Annotated in this window: 22 protein-coding genes and 3 riboswitches; of the genes, 17 read left to right on the top strand and 5 right to left on the bottom strand. The window is 43.6% G+C overall.

Translation table 11 applies throughout. The features are described from left to right. Positions 1-47 precede the first annotated feature (47 nt). Positions 48-767, top strand: coding sequence for an SIMPL domain-containing protein (locus B3014_RS07690; protein WP_289243418.1), 720 nt, complete (start codon positions 48-50; stop codon positions 765-767). Continuing rightward, positions 767-1,825, top strand: a complete 1,059-nt coding sequence (locus tag B3014_RS07685) for a PA0069 family radical SAM protein (protein ID WP_289243417.1) — start codon at positions 767-769, stop codon at positions 1,823-1,825. The genes B3014_RS07690 and B3014_RS07685 overlap by 1 nt, the downstream gene beginning before the upstream one ends. A gap of 93 nt (positions 1,826-1,918) precedes the next feature. Here B3014_RS07685 and B3014_RS07680 read toward each other — a convergent pair whose 3' ends face one another. Then, positions 1,919-2,437, bottom strand: coding sequence for a hypothetical protein (locus B3014_RS07680; RefSeq protein ID WP_286304199.1), 519 nt, complete (start codon positions 2,435-2,437; stop codon positions 1,919-1,921). A 26-nt stretch (positions 2,438-2,463) separates the two neighbouring features. Next, positions 2,464-2,546, bottom strand: a riboswitch (cyclic di-GMP riboswitch). A 369-nt stretch (positions 2,547-2,915) separates the two neighbouring features. After that, positions 2,916-3,005, top strand: a riboswitch (cyclic di-GMP riboswitch). A 25-nt stretch (positions 3,006-3,030) separates the two neighbouring features. Between B3014_RS07680 and B3014_RS07675 the strand changes: the two genes are divergently transcribed. Then, complete coding sequence (locus B3014_RS07675; RefSeq protein WP_289243416.1) at positions 3,031-3,783, top strand: PEP-CTERM sorting domain-containing protein; 753 nt, start codon at positions 3,031-3,033, stop codon at positions 3,781-3,783. 109 nt (positions 3,784-3,892) lie between these two features. Here the strand turns inward: B3014_RS07675 and B3014_RS07670 are convergent, their stop codons facing one another. Both B3014_RS07670 and B3014_RS07665 read right to left on the bottom strand, forming a co-directional pair. Next, positions 3,893-4,396, bottom strand: a complete 504-nt coding sequence (locus B3014_RS07670; RefSeq protein ID WP_289243415.1) for a hypothetical protein — start codon at positions 4,394-4,396, stop codon at positions 3,893-3,895. 28 nt (positions 4,397-4,424) lie between these two features. Then, positions 4,425-4,506: riboswitch (cyclic di-GMP riboswitch) on the bottom strand. A gap of 197 nt (positions 4,507-4,703) precedes the next feature. Then, entirely contained in the window at positions 4,704-5,711 is a 1,008-nt protein-coding gene (locus B3014_RS07665) for a Gfo/Idh/MocA family protein (protein ID WP_286304196.1), read from the bottom strand. Positions 5,712-5,872: 161 nt separating this feature from the next. Between B3014_RS07665 and B3014_RS07660 the strand changes: the two genes are divergently transcribed. Next, the gene (locus B3014_RS07660) at positions 5,873-6,388 is read left to right on the top strand and encodes a peroxiredoxin (RefSeq protein ID WP_286304195.1); all 516 of its coding nucleotides are present in this window, start codon (positions 5,873-5,875) and stop codon (positions 6,386-6,388) included. 77 nt (positions 6,389-6,465) lie between these two features. Here the strand turns inward: B3014_RS07660 and rpiA are convergent, their stop codons facing one another. After that, positions 6,466-7,146 (bottom strand): ribose-5-phosphate isomerase RpiA, encoded by a 681-nt coding sequence (gene rpiA, locus B3014_RS07655; RefSeq protein ID WP_286304194.1) that lies wholly within the window; start codon positions 7,144-7,146, stop codon positions 6,466-6,468. 203 nt (positions 7,147-7,349) lie between these two features. On the opposite strand from rpiA, the gene B3014_RS07650 reads away from it, so the two are divergent. From B3014_RS07650 to nhaD, 3 genes are all read left to right on the top strand, one after another. Then, positions 7,350-8,231 (top strand): fructosamine kinase family protein, encoded by an 882-nt coding sequence (locus tag B3014_RS07650; protein WP_289243414.1) that lies wholly within the window; start codon positions 7,350-7,352, stop codon positions 8,229-8,231. A 72-nt stretch (positions 8,232-8,303) separates the two neighbouring features. Next, entirely contained in the window at positions 8,304-8,774 is a 471-nt protein-coding gene (locus B3014_RS07645) for a low molecular weight protein-tyrosine-phosphatase (RefSeq protein ID WP_286304191.1), read from the top strand. A gap of 68 nt (positions 8,775-8,842) precedes the next feature. Beyond that, the gene (gene nhaD, locus B3014_RS07640) at positions 8,843-10,300 is read left to right on the top strand and encodes a sodium:proton antiporter NhaD (RefSeq protein WP_414683049.1); all 1,458 of its coding nucleotides are present in this window, start codon (positions 8,843-8,845) and stop codon (positions 10,298-10,300) included. A 55-nt stretch (positions 10,301-10,355) separates the two neighbouring features. Here nhaD and B3014_RS07635 read toward each other — a convergent pair whose 3' ends face one another. Further along, positions 10,356-11,048 carry a MaoC family dehydratase gene (locus B3014_RS07635; protein WP_289243413.1) on the bottom strand — a complete coding sequence of 231 codons (693 nt, stop codon included), beginning with the start codon at positions 11,046-11,048 and terminating at the stop codon, positions 10,356-10,358. A gap of 196 nt (positions 11,049-11,244) precedes the next feature. Between B3014_RS07635 and B3014_RS07630 the strand changes: the two genes are divergently transcribed. From B3014_RS07630 to B3014_RS07585, 10 genes are all read left to right on the top strand, one after another. Further along, complete coding sequence (locus B3014_RS07630) at positions 11,245-12,300, top strand: 3-deoxy-7-phosphoheptulonate synthase (protein WP_289243412.1); 1,056 nt, start codon at positions 11,245-11,247, stop codon at positions 12,298-12,300. Positions 12,301-12,487: 187 nt separating this feature from the next. After that, positions 12,488-13,069 carry an electron transport complex subunit RsxA gene (gene rsxA, locus B3014_RS07625; RefSeq protein ID WP_040576593.1) on the top strand — a complete coding sequence of 194 codons (582 nt, stop codon included), beginning with the start codon at positions 12,488-12,490 and terminating at the stop codon, positions 13,067-13,069. A 4-nt stretch (positions 13,070-13,073) separates the two neighbouring features. Then, entirely contained in the window at positions 13,074-13,634 is a 561-nt protein-coding gene (gene rsxB, locus B3014_RS07620; protein WP_286304189.1) for an electron transport complex subunit RsxB, read from the top strand. Beyond that, positions 13,631-15,151 (top strand): electron transport complex subunit RsxC, encoded by a 1,521-nt coding sequence (gene rsxC, locus B3014_RS07615; RefSeq protein WP_289243411.1) that lies wholly within the window; start codon positions 13,631-13,633, stop codon positions 15,149-15,151. Before rsxB ends, rsxC begins: the two co-directional genes overlap by 4 nt. 3 nt (positions 15,152-15,154) lie before the next feature. Further along, complete coding sequence (gene rsxD, locus B3014_RS07610; protein WP_289243410.1) at positions 15,155-16,186, top strand: electron transport complex subunit RsxD; 1,032 nt, start codon at positions 15,155-15,157, stop codon at positions 16,184-16,186. Continuing rightward, positions 16,186-16,821, top strand: a complete 636-nt coding sequence (gene rsxG / locus B3014_RS07605; protein WP_289243409.1) for an electron transport complex subunit RsxG — start codon at positions 16,186-16,188, stop codon at positions 16,819-16,821. The genes rsxD and rsxG overlap by 1 nt, the downstream gene beginning before the upstream one ends. Further along, entirely contained in the window at positions 16,818-17,504 is a 687-nt protein-coding gene (locus tag B3014_RS07600; protein WP_289243408.1) for an electron transport complex subunit E, read from the top strand. Before rsxG ends, B3014_RS07600 begins: the two co-directional genes overlap by 4 nt. Position 17,505: 1 nt before the next feature. Next, positions 17,506-18,162, top strand: a complete 657-nt coding sequence (gene nth / locus B3014_RS07595; RefSeq protein WP_286304184.1) for an endonuclease III — start codon at positions 17,506-17,508, stop codon at positions 18,160-18,162. Beyond that, positions 18,162-18,587: a DUF1841 family protein gene (locus B3014_RS07590; RefSeq protein WP_289243407.1), complete on the top strand. Its 426-nt coding sequence runs from the start codon at positions 18,162-18,164 to the stop codon at positions 18,585-18,587. Before nth ends, B3014_RS07590 begins: the two co-directional genes overlap by 1 nt. A 66-nt stretch (positions 18,588-18,653) precedes the next feature. Beyond that, complete coding sequence (locus B3014_RS07585) at positions 18,654-19,655, top strand: zinc-binding alcohol dehydrogenase family protein (protein ID WP_289243406.1); 1,002 nt, start codon at positions 18,654-18,656, stop codon at positions 19,653-19,655. The last annotated feature ends 70 nt before the right edge of the window (positions 19,656-19,725 follow it).

Below are 19,725 nucleotides of genomic sequence, written 5' to 3'. Positions count from 1 at the left end.
TGTTTTACACTGCTGGGACATTCATGCGTTTGCTATAGGAGAGACTTATGTCATCGGTCAATAAAACCAGTAGTCTGATTCTTGGTGTCGCTTTATTTCTCGGTCTTAGTACCCTGGGTTGGTTTCTATCTAATGCTGCAATCGAATATAAAGAATACGAACGAACAGTTACAGTAAAAGGGCTAGCTGAACAAGAGTTCACTGCAGATATCGTCATCTGGCCAATCCAGTTCACTCTGGCAAGTAATAATTTACAAGGCTTATACAATGATGTTGATAGCAATACCAACACCATTATTTCGTTTCTGACCCAACAAGGTATAAAACGTGATGATGTCACCATCAGCGCGCCAGCCATCACCGACAAATCTGCACAGCAATATGGTGGCAATCAACGTGCTGAATTTCGATATACGGCTGTACAGACCGTCACTGTATATTCAGAGGCCATTGACACCGTCAGAGAAGTGATGGGGCAACTCTCTGAACTTGGCAAGCAAGGCATTGTGTTAACTGGCAATAATTACGCGGCTCAACCAGAGTATTTATTTACACGTCTTAATTCAATTAAGCCTCAGATGATTGAAGAAGCGACACGTAAAGCCCGTGAAGTGGCAGAAAAATTCGCTCAAGACTCAGACAGCACCTTGGGTAAAATTCGTAAGGCGCGCCAAGGCCAATTCAGCATCAGTTCACGCGACAACAATAATCCACAAATAAAAAAGGTACGCGTTGTTTCTACCATAGAGTATTACTTATCTGATTAATGTCAGAACACAATAAACGACACAAGGGCCGTGGCTCAGTAAATAACATCGATGGTCGTTTTAATGAGTTTCAACGCACTGAGGTTGATGATGGCTGGTTTCATAGTGAAGTCAGTCCTCTTTCGACAGAGGTAAGTGAAGAAACACCTCGTAAAATTATCAGTCGAAACCAATCACCTGATCTACCATTTCAGCAAACGATTAACCCTTACCGTGGCTGTGAGCATGGCTGCATTTATTGTTACGCCAGACCTACCCACGCTTATCTGGGATTGTCTCCAGGCCTGGATTTTGAAACAAAACTCACGGTAAAACCCAACGCTGCTGACTTACTTCGGCATGAGTTAATGGCAAAGAATTACCAGTGCTCAATACTATCTCTTGGCGCTAACACTGATCCTTATCAGCCAATAGAACGTGATCATAAAATCACACGACAGATACTCAAGGTGATGCTCGAATTTAGCCATCCAGTTAATATTGTCACAAAGTCATCTATGATAGAACGTGATATCGACATACTTAAACAACTTGCAGAAAAACAACTGGTACATGTGCAATTGTCTATCACGACCTTGGATAAAACACTTGCCAGAAAACTTGAGCCAAGAGCCAGCAGTGCACAAAGACGCCTGCAATCGATTAGCACACTAAAAAATAGTGGTATCCCTGTTTCTGTTTTAATTGCCCCTGTCATTCCCGTTCTTACAGATACAGAGTTAGAAGCGATTATTGATGCTTCTGCAAAAGCAGGCGCTAGAAATATTGAATATATTTTTGTGAGATTACCAAGAGAAGTCAGCCCCCTCTTCAATGATTGGTTACACAGTCATTACCCAGATAAGGCTGAACATGTCATGAATCGCATAAAAGATTCCAGGAATGGCAAAACCAATGACCCACGGTTTGGTTTTAGACTTGAAGGTCAGGGGTTCTATGCGGATATGATCAAAAAACGATTCAACGTAGCGGTCAAAAAATACCCCATAAACCAATCTTCATTGGTTCTACGAACCGACTTATTTCACAAACCATCAAAGCAAATGGATTTGTTTTAGAAAAGAGCATCTTTATTAGACATAAAAAAGGGGAACCGAAGTTCCCCTTTCAATCTAACTAACAATTGTTAACTTGATTTTTGATTTCAAGTTTTATGCTGCTACTGCAGTTTTTCTACGCATGCCCAATAATCCTAATAAGGCTGGTGCGAATAAAAATAATGCAGCTGGTACAGGTACTGCAGATACTGATACATCATATTTCAAAATACTAGATGTAGCGTCGATAATATCAACAGCGTAGTACACACCAGCAGTTAAAAATGCTGTAAAGCTAAAGTCGCCAGTGATGTTGAAGTACTGTGTACTACCAGTGTAACCACCTGATGGACCTGTGATTTCACTGAATACAAGTACTGCACTATCAAGAGCAGTAAATGGGTTAAATGACCATTCAACCTTTACTGCAGTATCAGTGTCTGAGGTTAAATCGAAGCCTGAAGACCAACTGCTTGATTCACCTACAGTACCACCTGCTAAAACTGTACTGTTGTTGTTTACATCAACGCTTTGAGAAGCACCTGATGAACCAATTCCAGTCAAATTTAACGTAGCGGCATTAACACCAACCGAAAACAAAAGAGCTACAGCAAATAGCATCGCTTTTTTCATAATAAATTCCTATTTAATCTATGAAGCAATGCAACCCGGCCATCTCCAATTACATTAGAGATCCGTGGCTTTCCGACCCCGCCTCACGACGAGTTTGGCTTTATAAAAAACACATCACAAATAACTAATGATGTGACCATCTGAACTATTTCAGATGACTCGATGGTACAAATCACTGAATTTCAGAACCACACCAGTTAGTTAAATCTGGGATGTAACGCACAGCATTTGCTTGATCGCGTGATAATGATCACAAAAAAACTGTGAACTGGTTGTGAATTATTGCAAGAATTAACAATGAGACTTTCTATACACCGGGAATATGGAGTTGCACTATCAGCTTCATTGCGTTATCGCTAGATAGCAGCGAACGCATGTCACTTTACAAAAGTTAACTTTTGTAAAGAAAATACAAAACACGTTATTTTCTATCGCGTCTGGTTGGGTTAGAATTTCCTTGCTGGTAAAACCCAGCGCTCAATTTCAAAGCCAACCTTGGTGTGAGCCAAGCACGGAAAGCTACAGGTCTCAATTCTACTGATAAAAATGAGATGGCTGAGTTGCATTTTCACTTTGCGAATAAGGAAAATGGCATGAAAAAAACGTTACAAAACCTTCTCTTGGGTGGCTTCATTCTTGGAGCAATATCCACAACAGCTATGGCTGCACCTCAGCCCGTTGATTTGTCTTCATGGAAGGCAAATGGTAACGGTAACTGGGTATTACAGTCGGGTAATAATGCTGTTCAACAAGGAATCAACGGTACTCCAACCGTCTTTCACAACAATAAAAATAGCCAGGGCACGGCATTATCAGGTCAGATAACAGTAAAGACGACTGCTGACGATGATTATATCGGGTTTGTCTTGGGTTATAACAATAACGATCTAACCAACTCATCTGCTGATTATTTACTCATCGACTGGAAACAAGGAGATCAAACCTATTACGGTGCTGGTCAAAAAGGCCTGGCCATCTCACAGGTCAGCGGCGTATTAGGTGATAACTCTGGTGCATGGGCTCATGATCCAAGCAAAAATGTGACCGAATTAGCCCGTGCAACTAACTTGGGCGATACAGGTTGGCTGGATAATACAACATATGACTTTGATATTACCTTTACATCCTCTTTAGTTGAAGTTTTTGTCAATGGTATAAAAGAGTTAAGTATTACTGGTGCATTCAGTAATGGTTCTTTTGGTTTTTATAACTACAGCCAACAGAGTGTGCTTTATGCTGGAATTGAAGAAGTTGATGTACCATCTGCAGTTCCCGTACCTGGTGCATTATTGATGTTTGCTCCTGCTCTATTAGGATTTATCGGCTTGCGCCGTAAGGCAAAATAAAGTTCAGCAATAAAAAAAGCCGTGGTCTTTTTTGTACCACGGCTTTTTCACAATACTCAATATCTTGTCAGATAATTGAAGTGTCTCAGAAAAGTTTAAATTTCCCTAGCTAGAGCACGTTTTTTCTACGTAGACCAAGGAACCCTAACAGAGCTGGGGCTAAAAGAAAAAATGCTGCAGGAACAGGGACTTCAGAAACTGATTGCAATGATACGTCATATTTAAAGACGTTTCGATTACCATTCAGCAAATTAACAGAGGCAACTGTGCCTGCGTAAATCAAACCTGTAAACCTGAAATCACCTGAAATATCAAACAACTGAACTGGATCAACCCCATTATCAAAAGAAATGGTGGCTTCTGTCAGCGCAGCTACAGGATTAAATGACCACTCAATAATGGTAGAGGTATCTTCTGTTGTAGTCACATCGTAAGTTGAACTCCACGGCTCGTCACCGTTAGTGACGGTACCACTACCTAACACCGTGCTTCCTGTATCTACTGAGGTGGTCTGAGTGGCATTAGTTGACCCTGTTGGATTGATGGTGAGTGTGGCAGCATTAGCTGACACTGTGGCAAATAAAGCAATTGCAAATAGCATCGCTTGTTTCATATCATAAACTCCTTGATTTGTTACAAAGCAATGCAGCCCAGCCATCTCGTTCTTCATCAAGATCTGTAGCTTTCCGTCCTCGCCTCGCGACGAGTTTGGCTATGACAGCCCATCACGAACGTGTTGAGCCGAACATACCCGCTATGAATGTAAATCAATACCTTCTTAACGGGTACCAACAACAAATAGTTTGTTGTTGCTTCTACCCTAACATTGATAGATCTCAAGTTAAAGGGTGCGCATTTCGGCTTTTCTACTTAAAGATCCGTTTCTTTATTTCAATGGCGACTATCAGTGTTGCTGACTTTCAATCAATATCAACTTTTTTTGATTGTCGGACTGAAGCCAGAGCAGCACAAATAGCAGCACAATTATTTCTTGCATCTGTCATCGTGAGCTTGGGAGCCTTATTTTGCAGTATGCACTCAGAGAAATGCTCTATTTCCAGATTGAAATGATTGGCCTTTGGAATAGAGACGGTTTGTTCTTCCTCATCATTCCACCAGCTAATTGTGGCCTCTTCCGTTTCCGGTTGCCAAACGGTATGACATTTAATACCGCCTTTAGTCCCGATGATTTCATACTCGCTGCGTCTGGCATGCTCAAAACTCATTTCAAAATGAGCAAACTTACCATCCGTAAAATCAAATACACCACTCAAGCTGACATCCGCTCCACTGTCATTGAGCTTGGCCATCGCCATGGCTGCAACAGGCTCGTTATCAAACCATAGTCTTGCTGTATGAATAGCATAAGGACCAATATCCCACATGGCGCCACCACCATCGTTTATATCGCGATTGATCCTATACAGTCGAGCGGGTTTCATTGGAAAGGCAAACGCCGTTTTCATCGTGCGCACATCACCAATCTTGCCATCATCAATCAACTGTTTTACATAATCATGTTGGGGATGGAAGATATACATAAAGCCCTCCATCACCGTGACATTGTTTGCTTTCGCAGCTGCTTCAATCGCATCAATATCCGCCACCGTTAGTGCCATCGGTTTTTCAATCAACACGTGTTTACCGTGGTTTATGGCTTTCAAAGCCCATTCCGCATGCTCTTCATTCGACATGGGTAAATAGATAGCATCGATCTGTGAATGAGAAAGCAGTGCTTCAGGATCGTCCAAAGTCTCTACCTCAGTTTGTTCTGGCGCTAGTTTTTGCAAAACTTCTGCTGCAGCACCAGGACGACGACTAGCAATGGCGACCAATTTCGCATTAGCTGCTTCAACAATAGCGGGCAGTAATTTTTCGTTTACACGAGCAGCACCTAAAATTCCCCAGCGTAATTGTTTTTCAGCCATGTGTTTATATCCTTTTGATTCGAGTAAGTTACTAACATCATATCGACTCACCTTCACAATTCCAAACTGATAAAACCTCATGTTTCATAGTGTTTTTATCTCATAGCGATTGTCTTATGCTAGTTAACCTGTAAATAAAAATAATGGATTAAGGAGCAAGTATGACAATCGAAGTTGGACAGAAAATTCCCGCGGCGACACTCTCAGAATGTGTAGACTTTTCAGCAAGCAGTGGCTGCCCTGTTAACCCTCAACCACAAAATGTGCAATCACTCACAGAAGGCAAAACCATCGTTCTTTTTGGTGTACCTGGTGCATTTACTCCGCTTTGCTCTGAGGAGCATTTACCTGGTTTTATACGCCTTGCAGATGACATCAAAGCAGCAGGAGCAGATGAAATCTGGTGTATGGCCGTGAATGATGCCTTTGTCATGGGGGCGTGGGGTAGACAAGTCAACAATGAAGGTAAAGTTAGAATGTTGGCTGATGGTAGTGCTGAACTGACCAAGGCTATGGGCTTAGACCGTGACTTAACGGCCGGTGGCATGGGCGTACGCTGCTATCGTTTTGCCTGCATTCTGAAAGATGGCGAAGTGACATATATTGGTGTTGAAGGCTCGGGTGAGTTTGGTAAATCCAAAGCAGAAACCATTCTGGAAGAACTCAAAAAAGGCTAATGTCTTAGACTCTGAGTACATGGGGGAGCTCAACTCCTCCATGTACCATCATGTCATCACGCCAATGAAAAATAGTTTTAACGCCAGTGTTCTTCTACTTCACTTTCTCCACCAATAAAAATAGCGGAGGCGATATCACTGAAAATTCCGTGCTCAACAATACCGGGAATCGTATCTAAAATCATCGTCAATTCTAGACTATCCATATCCTTAAACTGCATATCCAGCACCAGACTACCACTTGCCGTGACAGCAACATTATCACCTGATGCATTTAGCCTGAGCTGCCCTTCTCCGCCCTGATGTTTTAGCTGGGTTAACACTAAACGCCATGCTTGCGGCATCACTTCAACTGGAATAGGAAAATTATCTCCAATATGTTCAACCAGTTTTGATTCATCTACTAATACAAAGAACTGATCAGCCGCAGAGGCCAATAACTTTTCATTCACCAAATCCTGACCGCGCCCTTTCAATAAGGTGAGATCCGGCGTGACCTCATCTGCACCATCAACATAGATATCTAGTGAATCAAGATCCGCTATCGATACGACAGGTAAACCCGCCTCACGTGCTTTGACTGCACTGATAGCAGAGCTACTGACAGTTTGAATATTTAATTTTTCGGCCTTACAACGCTTAGCCAGCGCTTCAATGAAAAAGTTAGCTGTCGAACCGGTTCCTAAGCCAACTACCATATTCTGCTCAACCAGATTGGCAGCATGCAGTGCCACTCGTTGTTTAGGATTAATAGCCATAGACAAACTCCTTATGCCATCATAAATAATCATCAGCTTACATAGCCAACACGTATAAAAAAACGGACAATCCTTGTGGTTGATGGTTCTTCGGTGAATTCCGTGCCCAAATATGATGCAGAAACTTGATGCCTTTCTCTATAGCTCATATCCTTAACGGCAACACTTCACTCGTTTTTCTCAAATCTCATTAAGGAAAAATAATGGCACAACTTGACTCCATTGTTGAACATATCGAATCAACTATCCATCAGAGTCTTCAGCCATACCAATTGAGCAGCATTGGTGGCGGTTGTATCAATAGCGCCTATCAACTGAAGACTGATCAACACACTTATTTCATAAAACTCAACCAACCTTCTTTGTCTTTGATGTTCGAAGCGGAAGCGCTTGGTTTACAAGAAATGGCGGCCACTAAAAGCGTGCGCGTTCCCGGCGTCATATGCCAAGGGACCACTCATGAACACAGCTATTTAGTGCTGGAATATATTTCTCTCAAAGGCTTAAGGGGTAATAGCAATATTGCGTTAGGGGAACAGTTAGCGCACATGCATAAAGTCAAGCAACCTTATTTTGGTTGGCAGATGGATAACACTATAGGCAGTACCCCTCAAATCAATGACCAAACACACGACTGGCTGACATTCTGGCGAGAGCAACGCTTGGGTCAACAACTCAAGTTTGCTGCACAAAATGGTTATTCTGGTCGAATACAATCCAGAGGTGAAAAACTGATGGATGAGCTGGATAAACTGCTCGAAAACCATCAGCCCCATCCATCCATACTACACGGTGATTTATGGGGGGGAAATGCGGCAGCAGATGAGAACGGGCAGCCCGTTATTTATGACCCTGCCTGCTATTACGGCGATCGTGAAACGGACTTAGCGATGACAGAATTATTCGGTGGATTTGGCCGAGATTTTTTTGCTGCTTACAATGCTATCTATCCTGTAGATTCCGGCTATTCAACGCGCAAAACCTTATATAACCTTTACCATATTCTCAATCATCTTAACTTATTCGGGGGTGGTTATATGGGCCAGGCTGAGTCAATGATTGACCAACTGCTTTCAGAAATATAACCGCTGAGATATTGGCTTTATTATATTTAATCTCATTTTTTATAATTAGTATTGAAATAAAAGAAATCAACAATGAATCAAATAAAAGTACTGTTTGTCTGTATGGGTAATATTTGTCGTTCACCTACGGCTGAGGGTGTGTTTACCAAGTTAACCGAAGATATGGGCACACGCGATCGTTTTCTCATTGATTCTGCTGGCACCCATGCTTATCACGTTGGCGAAGAACCTGATAGCCGTGCTCAACAGACCGCAAAACAGCGTGGTATCGATTTATCCTACATCCGTGCCCGTAAATTCAGCCAAGCTGATTTTGAAGAGTTTGATTACATACTGGCCATGGATACCAGTAATTATGAAATTTTAATCAACGCTTGTCCTGATGCATACAAACACAAAGTCAAAATGTTTCTGGACTATGCGCCGCAACGTGAAGAAAGCGATGTACCGGATCCCTACTACGGCGGGCAGAATGGCTTTAATCATGTGTTTGATCTTGTTGCAGACGCCTCTAAAGGATTTCATGATAGCGTCGTTAACTGATATTTATTTGTTCAGCTTAAATTCCGGCGTATTATTGCCCGGTCTCGTCATTCATAAGGATTATTGTCGTGAAATCAATTCTTCAAGGACGCCCATGGCTCCTATTTAGTTTCGCCGCACTGTTAGCTCTGCCTTACCCCGCCATGGCTGCAGAAAATGCGAAATTACTTGATTTAACCACTCACTGGGTCGGTTATGTCTCAATCTTGTTGTTTGTGGTGGCCTATGCTTTGGTTATCCTTGAAGAAGAAATCCATATGCGCAAGTCTAAGCCTGTCATGGTCGCGGCTGGCGTAATATGGGGCTTGATTGCACTCATTTATGCACAACAACCAGACTCTGAATATCACCACACTGCAGGGCTGATGATTCGACACAACCTAGAAGAGTATGGTGAGTTGCTTTTGTTCTTACTAGCGGCGATGACTTATATCAATACCATGGGAGAACGAGGCGTATTCAATAGTCTACGAGCCTGGTTAATCAATAAAGGCTTTTCGCTGCGCAGTATTTTTTGGATCACAGGGTTATTCGCCTTCTTTATATCCCCCGTAGCGGATAACTTAACCACGGCATTATTGATGGCCACCGTTGTAATGGCGGTTGGCGGCACAAATGTCAAGTTTGTGTCTCTGGCCTGTATAAATATAGTTGTTGCTGCAAACGCAGGTGGTGCGTTCAGTCCATTTGGCGACATCACCACATTGATGGTTTGGCAAAAAGGGGTCGTAGAATTTCAAGAATTCTTTAAATTGTTTGTTCCATCTGTTGTGAACTGGTTTGTTCCTGCACTTTTAATGTCAGTAGCCATTAAGAATGGACAACCCCAAGCAAACTCAGACCAAGCAGAACTCAAAGAAGGCGCTTTTGTTGTGGTTGGCTTATTTTTAGTCACTATCGCCATGGCTGTGTCTGCCCATAATTTCCTGCATTTACCACCTGTCATTGGCATGATGACTGGACTAGGCTTATTAAAGCTCTACGGTTACACCTTAAAAATGCGTGATAGAAAAACATTTATCAACACAACATCTGATGAAGAAGGATTACCAGGGGTTGAAGTTGAAGGATTAGATCGACGCAAACCGTTCAATATATTTCAACAGGTTGAGCGTGCAGAATGGGACACATTGATGTTTTTCTACGGCATTATTTTGTGCGTAGGTGGACTTGGCACCATTGGTTATCTCAACCTGGGTTCGCAGCTGATGTACGGAGACTTGGGCCCAACAACCGCTAACATTCTAGTCGGTATTGTGTCAGCCATTGTCGATAATATTCCTGTGATGTTTGCTGTGCTTTCAATGAATCCGGACATGAGCCAGGGACAATGGTTATTAGTCACGCTGACAGCGGGTGTCGGTGGTTCTTTACTATCGATTGGCTCAGCAGCGGGTGTCGCTGTGATGGGGCAAGCGCGAGGCATTTACACTTTCTTCTCACACATCAAATGGATCTGGGCGATTGCCCTTGGTTATGCAGCCAGCATCTATGTTCATCTCTGGCTGAATAGTGCCATGTTTTAATAAAACAAAACACATCTTCTCAATAAAAAAGGCGGTCATGAAACCGCCTTTTTTATCAGTCATATAAGCGTAATAACATTTCCGCGACACAGGCGGGTCGTTTGCTGTTTTCCACCTCAATTGTCACTTCACGAACTAATTCAAGCCCTCTTCTAAGCGGTGTTACAGCAATAATCCGAGTCCGAGCACGAATACGTTTTCCAACCCTCACCGGCGCAGGAAAAACGACTTTATTCATCCCGTAATTCACCAACATTCTGGCTTCAGGATAATCATTCTTTTCGGGGTTAACTGTATCCGTTAATTTTGGAATCAGAGACAGTGTCAAAAACCCATGTGCAATGGTTGTTTTAAATGGAGACTCATTTTCAGCTTTGACAGGATCGGTGTGAATCCACTGATGATCGCCGGTTGCTTGAGCAAATTGATCAATACAGGCTTGATCCACCAAGAACCACTCCCCCACGAAATTTTCAACGCCTAGATCAGCTTCAATGCGTTGATGTAAAGTAGCAAACTTATCACTGAGTTTTATAACAGGTTCTGATTCGTGAGCAATGGTTTCTTCACTGTCATGGAAAAAGTGAAAATATTGCGTCCATGGCAGAGAAAAATTGCGAATATCAGAGACTTTTTTATTGATCGTCTCAGGCCAGCTTCTCAGGGTAGTCTCTACGCGACTTTTTATTTCTGAGTTGATCGATTCGAGCTTCTCTTGGCCCTGTTTAAATGACTCTACCAGCCGCATAGTTGATCCTTTTTTTCAAACTTGAACGCCGAATTTTTGACTTATTCCCTAGTCATTAGTTTTTGTGCATATAGTGTGCCATAGGATGTGACTTGTCGTTGGGCAGATCACATTCTGATTTGTTACACGCTTGAGATAGCACAAAAAGCCCTCAGCGGTTACAATCTTCTGTTTCCATATCGATAACAGACACACCATGCTCTATAGCACAGACGACCTACGAATCACGGGGATTCAAGAAGTCATCCCCCCGGCGCAACTTCATGAAGAATTGCCGATTACTGATCAAGCATCTGAAACGGTTTTTAATGCGCGTAAAGCGACGCAGGATATTCTGCATAAACGCGATGATCGCTTAACAGTTATTGTAGGTCCGTGCTCTATTCATGATCCTCTTGCTGCTCGAGAGTATGCCACAAGACTGCAACCATTAATTGAAGAACTTCAAGATGACTTGCAAATTATTATGCGGGTGTACTTTGAAAAACCACGGTCTGTGGTTGGCTGGAAAGGATTAATCAACGATCCCTATCTGGACGGCAGCTTTAAAATCAATGATGGACTGCACATTGCACGTAAACTATTGCTTGATCTGGCTGAAATGGGTGTGCCTTCTGCTACTGAATACCTGGACTTAATCAGTCCACAATATATTGCAGATCTGGTGTCTTGGGGAGCAATTGGCGCCAGAACAACGGAGAGTCAAGCGCACCGTGAACTGGCTTCAGGTTTATCCTGTCCTGTTGGCTTCAAAAACGCAACAGATGGAGGTGTTCAGATCGCTGTCGATGCGTGTCTTTCAGCCTCAAAACCTCATCATTTTATGTCGTTGACTAAAGCAGGACGCTCGGCTATTTTCTCCACCACGGGCAACCCTGATTGTCACATCATCTTACGTGGTGGACGTGAGCCCAACTTTGATAGTGACAGCATCAATGCTGCGGCAGACGTTATAACCCGTTCCGGTCAAGATGTCAGAATCATGATTGATTGCAGCCACGCCAATAGTGGAAAAAACCACATCCAGCAAGAAACCGTTTGTCGCGAAGTCGCAGCCCAGATTGCGACAGGTGAAAATCGTATTATCGGCCTCATGTTGGAAAGTAACCTAATTGCTGGTCGCCAGAATGCAGAGTCTGGAAAAGAGTTAGTTTATGGTCAAAGTATTACCGATGCTTGTATGGCTTGGGACAATACTGAAGATTTATTAAGAGAACTGGCTGAAGCTGTACAGCAACGCCGACAAAAATAAACATCACTGACGTCAAATCCTCCGTGTCCAGATAACGGATAAGTAGCTCACAAATAAAGCATTAATATCACTCTAACAGCTTCGATATTAATGCTTTTTAAGCTATAATTACTGATTACCGTTTACAGCAGAATTGATTCCGTGCTGAAATGACAACTAATTCCTGAGAAAATCAGTAGGTTATTAAATGGCAGATTATGCCCTCATACTTATAAGTACGATACTGGTCAATAACATTGTCTTGGTCAAATTCCTGGGGCTGTGCCCTTTTATGGGTGTGTCTCGTAAATTGGAAACAGCCATGGGGATGGCTCTGGCTACCACCTTTGTCTTAACGCTGTCTTCTATCAGTAGTTATTTGATCAATGAATATTTGCTGGCCCCTTTTGGTATTGAGTTTCTTCGCACTATCAGTTTCATCTTTGTTATTGCTGTAGTTGTGCAATTCACAGAAATGGTCGTTCACAAAACCAGTCCACTGCTCTATCAGGTATTAGGTATTTTCTTACCCCTCATTACAACAAACTGTGCGGTACTAGGTGTTGCTCTGCTAAATGTACAAGAAAAACATGGTTTTATTGAGTCAGCACTGTATGGCTTTGGTGCTGCTCTGGGTTTTTCAATGGTATTGATTATTTTCGCTGGCATGCGCGAACGTCTTGCCGCAGCCGATGTACCTGTTCCATTTCAAGGTGCTGCAATCGGCCTGATTACTGCCGGCCTGATGTCAATGGCCTTTATGGGCTTTACTGGACTAGTGAAAGGATAAGCCCATGTTGACAGCGGTTATTGCTTTAACGCTTCTGGCGTTAATTCTCGGTTTGCTATTAGGCTTTGCTTCCGTCAAGTTCAAAGTTGAAGGCGATCCTATCGTCGATCAGATCGATAAAATTCTTCCTCAAACACAATGCGGTCAATGTAGTTTTGCAGGTTGCCGTCCTTATGCTGAAGCTATTGCAGCAGGTGAAGTTGATATAAACCGTTGCCCTCCCGGCGGCGAATCAACCATTCAAGCACTGGCGGACTTGCTCGATGTTGAACCTAAACCACTCGATGAAGAGTGCGGTGTTGAAAAACCCAAAATGCTTGCGGTCATTGATGAACAACGTTGTATCGGCTGCACTTTGTGTATTCAGGCTTGCCCTGTCGACGCAATTCTGGGTGCGGCAAAACATATGCACACAGTTATTGCTGATGAATGCACAGGCTGTGAACTCTGCTTAGAACCTTGTCCGGTAGATTGTATTGATATGGTTGAAATGGCACCTAATCCCAACACCTGGCGCTGGCCAGATCCTTCTCACGTCCAGCTAGAACGTGGAGAAAGAACATGACAAAAACATTAGGCTCATTTCCAGGTGGACTCAAGTTGCCCGGTCATAAGAAGCGGTCAACTCAAACCCCCATTCGGAAAACACCACTCGCAAAACGGCTGATTCTACCGCTGCAACAACATATTGGTAGCGCAGCTATTCCTATTGTTGAAGTAGGTGATAAGGTACTTAAGGGGCAACGAATTGCTCGTGCGGATGGCCATGTTTCAGTCTGCCTGCATGCCCCCAGTTCAGGTACCATTGCCGCCATTAATGAGCAGCCTATTCCTCATCCATCTGGTCTGACAGCACCGTGCATCACTATCGAAACCGATGGTGAAGATCGCTGGATTGAGCGTGAACCCGTAAATGACTACCGTTCACTTTCGACTCATGAAATTCGTCAAATCGTACGCGATGCAGGTATCGTTGGCCTCGGAGGCGCGGGTTTCCCAAGCTTCATCAAATTGAACCCCGGCGTTCATCACACTGTTGAAACACTTTTGCTAAATGGTGCTGAGTGCGAACCTTACATCAGCTGTGATGACATGCTGATGCGTGAACGTGCTGACGGCATATTGGATGGTATTGAAATCATGCAATACGCACTTCGGGCTCGTGAAGTCATTGTGGCGATTGAAGATAACAAACCGCAAGCCATTTCAGCTATGGAGTTGGCTCTGGCTTCTCGTCCTGATATGCATAATACACGCTTGGTTGTTGTACCCACTCGTTACCCAACGGGTGGTGAAAAACAACTTATTCAAGTTGTGACGGGTAAAGAAGTGCCAAGCGATGGTTTGCCGATTGATTTGGGTATTGTGAGTCACAATATGGGCACAGCCTATGCAGTGGGCCGTGCTATTTTTCATGGAGAACCGTTAATCTCCAGAATCGTTACGGTGACCGGAAAAGACGTGACACATGCAGGCAACTTTGAAACCCTTTTTGGCACTCCCATCTCTGAATTATTAGCGTACGCAGAAACACAGCGCGAACCTGATGAAGCCTTCATTCTTGGTGGTCCCATGATGGGCTTTAACCTGTCTGGCGATAACTTACCTGTGACAAAAACAGCAAACTGTATTCTCGCCGGTGTGGAGGATGCTGCGCCAGCACAGGAACCTTTGCCATGCATCCGTTGTGGCGACTGTGCAAGTGCCTGCCCTGCCAGTTTATTACCGCAACAACTTTACTGGCATTCACGAGCTAAAGATTTTGATCAAACTCGAGATTACAACTTATTCGATTGTATTGAATGTGGTTGTTGTGATTATGTCTGCCCAAGCAAAATTCCGTTAGTTTCCTATTTCCGCTTTGCTAAAACGGAAATTATGAACCAAGAACGTGAACGTAAGAAATCAGATCTCGCTCGCGACCGTTTCGAAACACGTCAGGCACGTTTAGAACGGGAACAGCGTGAAAAAGAAGAGCGTCAGCGTCAGCGTAAAGCAGCCTTAGCAGCCTCTAAAGCCAAAAAAGAACAACAAGAAAAAGCTGCCGTGACAGCCGAAGCGGATAGTAAGGAAACGGAGTAAATAATGGCGATATTTCGAATGAGCCCGCCATTTCTGGCAGGTACCAACCGCGTGACGCTGCAAATGCTGCAAGTCATTTTAGCGATGATTCCTGCAGTAGCCGCGATGGTTTATTTCTTTGGCCCTGCGGTCTTAATCAATATTACACTGGCATTAATCGTCGCCCTGCTCGCAGAAGCAGTCATGCTGACACTGCGTAAAAGACCGATTAAACCTTTCATCACCGATGGCAGTGCGGCAGTAACAGCCGTATTGTTGGCTGTCGCCATACCGCCGCTCGCGCCTTGGTGGTTAACGGTCACCGGGATTTTATTTGCCATCATTTTTGCCAAGCATTTGTACGGAGGTCTGGGCTACAACCCATTTAATCCTGCCATGGTTGGGTATGTATTGTTATTAGTGTCCTTCCCGCTTGAAATGACAACCTGGTTACCTGTTGACTCGCTTACAGACAAATCTCTCGATTTACATTCGGCTTTTCAATTAATTTTTTACGGTGAAACCAGCGCTGGTTGGACTGCAGATACTGTTTCTGGGGCAACGCCACTCGATACAATGAAAACTCAGATAGGACAATCGATTGCGCCTGTCTATATCGTTAATCAAAACCTATTTGGCAGTTTAGGTGGTTTAGGTTGGGAATGGATTAACATCTGGTTTGCCATTGGTGGTCTTTATTTACTTTATCGTCGCGTCATTAGCTGGCATGTTCCAGTTGCCATGATCGGCACATTGTTTGTGATGAGTGGTGTCACTTATTTGTTTGCCCCTGAAGTCACGGGCTCACCTCTATTCCACCTGACAAGTGGCGGCACGATGATAGGTGCGTTTTTTATTGCCACTGATCCGGTTTCAGGTTCGACAACGGTGAAAGGTCGTCTGGTATTTGGTGCTGGAGTAGGCGCTTTAACCTACATCATTCGAGTATGGGGAGGCTATCCTGATGGTGTCGCCTTCGCTGTGCTGTTAATGAATATGCTGGCACCGCTAATCGATTATTACACGCAACCTAAAGTCTACGGGGCCACGAAATAATGGCAGACCTAAAAAAGCACATCTTACGCGTAGGCGTGGTTTTGGGCATTTTTGCTATCGTCGCTACCACCATGGTGGCGTACACAGAACAAAATACACGTCAACAAATTAAAGAAAACGAACGTCAAGCATTATTGGATGCCATCAATATTCTGATACCGCATGAACAATACGATAATGCGATTTTACAAGACACCATCTTACTGCCAGCCACTGAAAGCTTAGGTACTGAAGAACCCACTCAAGTTTTCCGTGCTCGCAAACAGGACCAACCAGTCGCTGTCATCCTGACCGTTGTCGCGCCCAACGGTTACTCGGGACGGATTAAAATGCTGGTTGGGATTTATAACGATGGTACGCTGGCAGGCGTTCGTGTTATCAATCACAAAGAGACCCCTGGACTGGGTGATAAAATTGATGCCAGCCGCTCTGACTGGATTAAACAATTCGAAGGTTTATCATTAGAAAATCCATCATCAGCCAAATGGAAGGTCAAAAAAGATGGTGGTGCTTTTGACCAGTTTACTGGGGCAACCATTACACCAAGAGCTGTGGTGAGAGCGGTAAAAGGCTCGCTTGAGTATTTCAAAAATCATCGTGAAGCATTATTTGCTATCAATGAGGAAAAATCATGAATGCTTATTATCAGATTGTAAAAGAAGGTCTGTGGAAGAATAACCCCGCCCTTGTTCAACTGCTGGGTTTATGCCCCCTCCTCGCCGTAACGAACACCGTCATTAATGGACTGGGACTGGGATTAGCAACCATCCTGACCTTAGTGGCATCAAATGGTTTGATTTCGCTACTCAGAAACCAGATTCCTGATGAAGCAAGATTACCCGTTTTTGTCATGATCATTGCCTCAATTGTGACCATTATTGAATTATCGATGAATGCCTGGTTCCATGAACTCTACATTATTTTGGGTATTTTTATCCCGCTGATTGTCACCAACTGCTCCATCATTGGCCGTGCCGAGGCTTTCGCCGCTAGAAATTCAGTTGGACCAGCGTTGCTGGATGGGCTAATGATGGGTATTGGCTTTACTGCTGTCCTGGTTGTGCTTGGCGGCATGCGTGAACTGATTGGTCAAGGCACCTTATTCAGTCAGGCAGAGTTGATGTTTGGTGATATCGCAAAAAACTTCACTATTACTGTTATTGATGATTACCGTGGCTTTTTGTTGGCATTGTTACCACCGGGGGCTTTTATCGGCTTGGGATTAATTGTTGCCTTAAAAAATGTGATTGATGCCAGACTGAGTAAGCAACAAACAGTAAAAGTTGAAACCACAGCCGAAGTCGCTACGAGCAGCTAAGATGAACCAGGCTCAACGGCGTGACTTTTTTGCTACTTTAAAAGCACATAACCCGGCCCCTACGACGGAGCTTCATTACTCTTCTCCTTTTGAGTTACTGATTGCTGTGATTCTGTCAGCTCAAGCGACGGATGTGGGGGTGAACAAAGCCACGGACAAACTCTACCCAATAGCGAATACGCCTGAGCAAATTCTCGCCTTGGGAGTGGATGGCTTAAAGCAATACATCAAAACGATTGGTTTATTCAACAGCAAGGCTGAAAATGTCATCAAGACCTGTCGAATTTTAATTGAGCAACATAACAGTCAGGTCCCAGAAGATAGGGAAGCACTGGAAGCCTTACCTGGTGTTGGTCGCAAGACCGCTAACGTTATCTTAAACACCGTTTTTAAACACCCTGTCATTGCCGTAGACACGCATATCTTTCGTTTATCTAACAGAACAGGGCTGGCAAAAGGAAAAACGGTTAAGGCGGTCGAAGACAAACTTATGAAAGTTGTCCCGAAAGACTATCTGTTAGATGCGCATCACTGGCTAATATTACATGGCCGCTATGTCTGTCTGGCGCGTAAACCAAAATGTGACACCTGCTCTGTCACCCAATATTGTGACTATTACCGTGACCAGCAACGTCGTCAGTCACGAACTGCATCATAATGTTTGGTCAAAACCGACAAGAAATCAGACAAGTCTATTTCGATGTGTGGAAGAAATTCCATACTAGCGCCCCCCTCACTGAGCTCGAAAAACACATCGCTCATATCATTGAGCTTCATCCCGAATATCACGCCTTATTTAATCAACCAGATAAAATCGATCAAGACTACTTCGTTGAAGCTGGCGAAACCAACCCTTATTTACATATGGGGTTACATCTGGCTCTGCACGAACAGATTCAAACAAACAGACCCCAGGGTATTCGTGACATCTACCAGCAATTACTTCATGCCAAACAAGACCCACATCACTGTGATCACATGATGATGGACTGTCTGGCGCAATCAATATGGCAAGCGCAACGTGATGGCATGCCACCATCAGAAGACGAGTACCTAAACGCTTTGAAGCAGCTTTTGCCATAAATCACAGCAACTTAATTCATACTATTGGGTCATTAACATCAAATAGCCACAAGCGGAGCAAAGTGAATGAAAGCCTATGGATTTTTTCAAGCCAATGGACAAGCACAAGAACTTGAGCGCGAGACACCCTCACCCAAAGGGCATGATCTTCTTATCAAAATAGAAGCGATTGCTGTTAACCCTGTTGATACAAAAATTAAAGCCAGCCTGGATGACAATAATGACAAGGCCAAAATTATTGGTTGGGATGCCTCTGGCACTGTTGTCGAGACAGGTGACGATTGTGAATTATTTAACGTGGGTGATAAAGTTTTCTACGCTGGTGATGTCACGCGTGATGGCTGTTATGCCTCACATCAATTAGTTGATGAACGCATTGTCGGCAAGGCCCCACAAAATTTCACTGCTGAACAAGCTGCTGCCATGCCGCTTACCAGTATTACTGCGTGGGAAGCCCTATTCTCAAGAATGCGCATTCAGCCCGATATGGATAAAGGTAAAACCATCCTGATTGTTGGCGGTGCCGGCGGTGTAGGCTCAATTGCTATACAACTGGCTAAACAGGTTGCAAAGCTCAATGTCGTGGCAACAGCATCTCGTAAAGAGTCTATCGATTGGTGCTATGCAATGGGTGCAGATCACGTCATCAACCATCAACAATTAACGGATCATTACTCAGCATTAAATATTGCTGCTCCCGATTATATTTTATGCTTAGCAGATACTGACCCATACTACGATGAACTCACCGATTTGCTAGCCCCTCAAGGCATGATTTGTTTTGTTGTCACAAGCCAGCAAACTCACAATATAGACAAGCTCAAAAATAAAAGTGCAGGCATAGTCTGGGAGTTTATGTTTGCCAGACCTATGTACAAAACAGCCGATATGATCGAGCAACATCATATACTGAATAGCATCTCAGAAATGCTGGATATTAAAACGCTTAAATGTACTCACAAACAGACATTGGGGCCGATTTCTGCCAGCAATATTGAACAAGCCCACCAACGTTTACTATCCGGTCGTACTATAGGGAAAATATGTTTATCAGCAATAGAGAACTAATCCTTTCTGTTGCTTTTCGTGGCACAGAAAGTTCGTTAACCGTATAATCATCGCCATTATTAAAATAAGC

Source organism: Methylophaga sp. UBA678 (genome assembly GCF_002299105.1).
Taxonomy (GTDB): domain Bacteria; phylum Pseudomonadota; class Gammaproteobacteria; order Nitrosococcales; family Methylophagaceae; genus Methylophaga; species Methylophaga marina.
This window is presented reverse-complemented; position numbering and strand designations above follow the sequence as displayed.